The sequence below is a fragment of the Nocardiopsis nanhaiensis genome (assembly GCF_054778635.1).
The window spans coordinates 1-2,410 of sequence record NZ_BAAGZJ010000169.1 but is presented as its reverse complement, the minus strand read 5'-3'; the positions used below and the strand labels follow the sequence as shown (position 1 = coordinate 2,410).

Genomic DNA, 2,410 nt, shown 5'->3' with positions numbered 1-2,410 from the left:
CCACGGTGCGCCAGATCGAATCCAGCGCTAGCAGCGTGCCGACGGCTTTGAGTTCGTCGGGCAGCTGGCGCAGGCTCCACGAGATGAGGTGCCCGGTCGGTCTGTGGGTGGTGGGGGCGCGGAAGAGTTCGTTGTAGGAGCCGCTGACGAACGGTTGGAGTTGGATCGCCAGGTCCTGGGCGTGCTCGTCGGAATCGGCCGCCAGGGTGGAGGCCAGGTCCGCCAGGAGCGGGGCCTGCTGGGACCAAGTCGAGGCCTCACCCGTGATCCCGGCCTGTCGGTAGGTGGCCACCAAAGCCCGGTCGAGCGCGGCGCGTTGACGGGCGGACAGGGCACCGCCCACCATCACCGCCAGCAGCGTGTGCAGGAACAGGGCGCGCCTGGACACGGCGTCACGCCGGGCCGTGGCATCCAGGGCCAGATCCAGCGGGTTGAGGTGCACCCCGGGTGCGCCCAGGCGCATGAGGGTGCCGCCCACCGCCTCGGTCAGGCGGGTGTATTCGTCTTCGGGGTCGATGACCGCTGCGGTCACACCCGAGTACAGGCTGCGCAGCAGGTCGAGTTTGCAGAAGTAGGACTTCCCGGCGCCTGAGCGGGCCAGGACCACGGAGTTGTAGTTGTCGCCCCTCCACCGGTCCCAGACCACCACCCCAGAGGAGGAGGCGTTGAGTCCGTAGAGGACCGCCCGGTTGCTGGTCTGCACGGCCAGGTCCGGCGAGGCGAACGGAAAACTTGCCGACAGGGCGGCGGTGTCCATGCTGCGGCGCTGCTCCAGCAGATCCACCCCTACCGGCAGGGCGGCCACCCACCCTTGGAGTTGCCGGTAGGAGGCGGGCCGCACGTCCACCAGCATCGACGAACACAGTGAGCGGACGTGGTCGACCTCCTCGGCCAGGGCCTCCTCGGTGGGGGCGTGCACACTCAGGTAGAGCCCGACTCGGAAGAGTTTGCCCTCGCCGCGCGCCAGGGAGGCGGCCATCTCGCGTGCGTCCTCGGCCGCCACCTCAGCCTCGAAATCCTCCAACTTGCCCTTCTCGGCGGTGGTGCGGTTGGAGGCTTCCAGCTTGGACATCTGTTTGCGGAGACGGTCGGCCGCGGTCTGGGGCGGGATGGGTTCGATGTGCAGCGACACATCCAGCCGCCCTGGGTAGGTCAGCAGCGGTTCCATCCACCCGTGCCCCACCTCGGCGGGGTAGCCGGTCACCGCCCAGGACGAGCTGGCCCCGCCGCCGAGGCGCAGGTGCCGGGAGGCCACCTCCACCTCAGCGGCCACCGGCCCTTCACCCCTGGCGGTGTGGGCTCGGTTCTTCTTGCGTGTCAACATCTCAAGCCTCCTCGGTATCGGTGGGTCCGGTGATCAGGGCCTGGGGGCTGGCCAGCCCTTCGGGGGGCCGATGGCGGCTGGAGGGGTCAGCGGCCGAGGACAAAACGGCAGCCACCTGCGGCCCGGTCAGGATGTGGGCGCGCGAGCCAGCCGCGGCCAGGGCGCGCACGGCTTCCTCAGCGCGGCGTCGTGCGCTGGCCGTGCCGTGGGCGGCATTGCTGGTGGTGTCGCGCACGATGAGGACGATGTGGCGCCGCAGCAGATCCCGCTGCTGGGCCAAGTCAGCCAGGAAGTCGGCGTGGTCGCGCGCCGCTTGCTCCAGAGCGGGGTGCGGCATGGCCGGGGCAGCCTGGTCGAGAGCCTCCACCAGCGGGTCCAGCGAGATGGACTCGGCGCGTATGAGGATCTGCACGGGGGAGTTGAGCGAATTCAGGTAGGACCCAAACCCCGAGACCAGCCCTGCCTGCTCGGCCGGTGTGCGCAGCGAAAAGCTGACCGTGGAGCACGAGACGAGGACGGCGCACCCGTGTTCGCCCAGGTCCAGCACGCCCTCATCAGAGATCTTGTGCACCGGCAGATCCAGCGGCCGGGGCAGGGCCGGGGTGCGGGCGTTGACCCAGGAGGGGGTGGGTGCGCCGCGGTGGGCGTCGGTGGACTGGCGTTTAGGCGAGCGCAGAAACCGGAGTGCGGCCAAGAGCAGGCGGTCCAGGCTGAGCCCGTCGCGCGTGGCCAGGGCGGCGGCGATTGCCCCGCCCATGACCGGTACCGCGGCGGCCACCACGGCCACGGGTGGAACGAGGTGGCCCACCGCTTGATGCACCAGCCACAGGCCGAGCCCGGGAACACCGATGATGATCAACTGGCGGGCGGTCAGGCCCGCCAGGAGCTTGTCTTCACGTTCGACATCGGCGGGCATGCGCACACGCGACATTTACGACCTCCGTCGGGAAGCAGGGGCACTCCGGCCAGGGCTGGGCCGGGAAGGTGGCCCGCGGTGCGGCGAGGGTGCGCCCGGCCCGGGGCCGGTGCCCCTTCCGGGGCCACCCCGGTTGGGACCACGCCCGGGGCCGCTGCCCGGGCCGCGGC

General features: G+C 70.8%; 2 protein-coding genes. Both read right to left on the bottom strand.

Annotated elements, in window-relative coordinates; all coding sequences use genetic code 11:
* Positions 1–1,324 (bottom strand): VirB4 family type IV secretion system protein (locus tag ACYVD1_RS34550; RefSeq protein ID WP_460778686.1); only part of this gene is annotated, 1,324 nt, incomplete at its 3' end.
* A 1-nt stretch (position 1,325) separates the two neighbouring features.
* Positions 1,326–2,255, bottom strand: a complete 930-nt coding sequence (locus ACYVD1_RS34545; RefSeq protein ID WP_460778685.1) for a PrgI family protein — start codon at positions 2,253–2,255, stop codon at positions 1,326–1,328.
* Positions 2,256–2,410: the final 155 nt, after the last annotated feature.

Excerpts from the sequence above, each read along its gene's own strand:
- ACYVD1_RS34545 (WP_460778685.1), bottom strand. The coding sequence starts at position 2,255 with ATGTCGCGTGTGCGCATGCCCGCCGATGTCGAACGTGAAGACAAGCTC.